This window comes from Candidatus Babeliales bacterium (assembly GCA_035288105.1).
In the GTDB taxonomy this organism is placed as follows: Bacteria; Babelota; Babeliae; order Babelales; family Vermiphilaceae; genus SOIL31.
Map to the genome: position 1 here is coordinate 1 of DATEAY010000019.1, position 2,018 is coordinate 2,018.

3 protein-coding genes are annotated in these 2,018 nt (G+C 36.5%); all 3 read left to right on the forward strand.

The genetic code is table 11. The features are described from left to right. On the forward strand, positions 1–214 hold a 214-nt coding region (locus VJJ26_00985), incomplete at its 5' end, for a hypothetical protein (GenBank protein ID HLC06737.1). A 53-nt stretch (positions 215–267) separates the two neighbouring features. After that, entirely contained in the window at positions 268–945 is a 678-nt protein-coding gene (locus VJJ26_00990) for an acyltransferase (GenBank protein HLC06738.1), read from the forward strand. Positions 946–987: 42 nt separating this feature from the next. Next, positions 988–2,018, forward strand: a 1,031-nt coding sequence (locus VJJ26_00995) for a DegT/DnrJ/EryC1/StrS family aminotransferase (protein ID HLC06739.1), incomplete at its 3' end; no start/stop codon positions are given.

A 2,018-nucleotide genomic window follows, 5' to 3' on the forward strand; every position in this document is an offset into this window, starting at 1 on the left:
GTCGAAGGGCATTCAACATTCAGCATTCAACATTCGACATTCGCTCGTAGGCTTAGAATCAGCATTTATGATTGCAGTGCTTGTAGCCTTATCTTTTGATGCTCAAATTGAAGGTTGGTGGCTCGGTGCAGGCTCGTGGCAGTTCTTTTTATTTTTTTCGTTAGTTGGTAATGCACTTGCTACAGAGTATAATATCCATAAATCAATATGTTGAACTAAAAGGAAAAATAAGAAAACAAAATTTTTAATTAGCATGGGAGAGAAATAATGAAATATATAATACAAGCAATACAAGAATTTTTTAAATTTTTTATAATCTATTGGCCTGGAAGCAGCGGAAGAAAAATTCGCTACTTTTATTATAAAAATAAGTTCAAGGCATGTGGTAAAAAATTTTATATTGATGAAGGTGTAATAATTGACTCACCTAAAAGCATCTCTCTTGGGGAAAACATTTGGATTGATAGATACTGTGTATTAATAGCTGGTAGAGCTATCGTAGAAAACAGTAAAAGACTTGTTGAAAGGAAGTTAAATCCGAACTTCAAAGGGAAGGAAGGGGAACTTATAATAAAAAGTAATGTGCATATTGCCCCATTTTGTGTTGTTCAAGCCCATGCTGGTGTTGAGATAGGAGAAAATTGCGGGTTAGCCTCCGGAACAAAAGTATATTCTATGTCACACCATTATAAAAATCCTAAAAATGACATGGATATTTTTGAATACAAATTCACCCCTTTAGTTAATGAGAAGGAGCAAAGTTTAATTTTAGGTCCAATTGTTATTTCAGACAATTGCGCCATAGGTCTTAATTCAGTAATCCTTCCAGGTGTTACTGTAAAAACAGGAACATGGGTTGGCGTGCTAAGTTATCTTTACAAGGATACTGAAGAGAAAGCAATATATGGTGTCAAACCAGCAACCTTTCTAAAGAAAAAGTTTTAGTTCATCTCACATTATTTTGTAATATATTAAAAGAACTTAGAAATGAGTACACAAAAAAATACTAAATTCATTCCCATTTCAGAACCTTCAATTACAAAAAGAGAGATTGAATACGTAACCAAAGCGGTTAAATCCGGTTGGGTTTCATCGCTAGGAGAGTATATCACTCAATTCGAAGAACAGTTCGCAAAGTTCATCGGCACAAAATACGCTGTATCTTGTACTAACGGAACTGTTGCGCTTCATCTTGCCATGGTTTCTGCCGGAGTAAAACCTGGTGATGAAGTGATAATTCCCGATTTAACATTTGTTGCTACAGCAAGTGCCGTTAAGTACATTGGAGCAATTCCGGTGTTCGCAGACATTGATCCGGCAACATGGTGTATAAAACCCGATTCGATAAAAAAATTAATAACTCCAAAAACTAAGGCAATTGTACCTGTTCATTTGTACGGTTATCCCGCTGATATGGCTGCGATTAATAAAATTGCCGCTGAACACGGGCTTACGGTTTTTGAGGATGCGGCGGAAGCTCACGGTGCTTCAATAAATAAAAAAAGAGTCGGAAGCTTTGGCAAGTGCGGAGTGTTCAGCTTTTATGGTAACAAAATAATCACTACGGGCGAAGGCGGAATGATTACGACGAGTGATCAAGTTTTACATGATCGGGCAAAATATTTAAGAGACCACGCAATGAGCAAAACTAAACGTTACTGGCATACCGAGCTGGGCTACAATTACAGGATAACAAACATTCAGGCGGCACTTGGACTAGCACAACTGCATAGAATTGACAGCATCATTAAAAAGAAGCTGAAAATATTTTCCTGGTACAAAAAATATTTGGGTCAAAGCGAACTCTTTTCATTAAATCCTGAACGAAAGGGAATTACAAATGTTATTTGGATGGTTTCAATATTGCTGTCTGAGAAATTAAAAATAGACAGGGATAACCTGATGAAAAAGCTGAGAGAAAAAAATATTGATACACGACCGTTCTTCTATCCGATTAGTCAGTTACCAATGTATAACACGGGAGTTATAAATCCGGTTGCTTATGATATCGCAGAAAG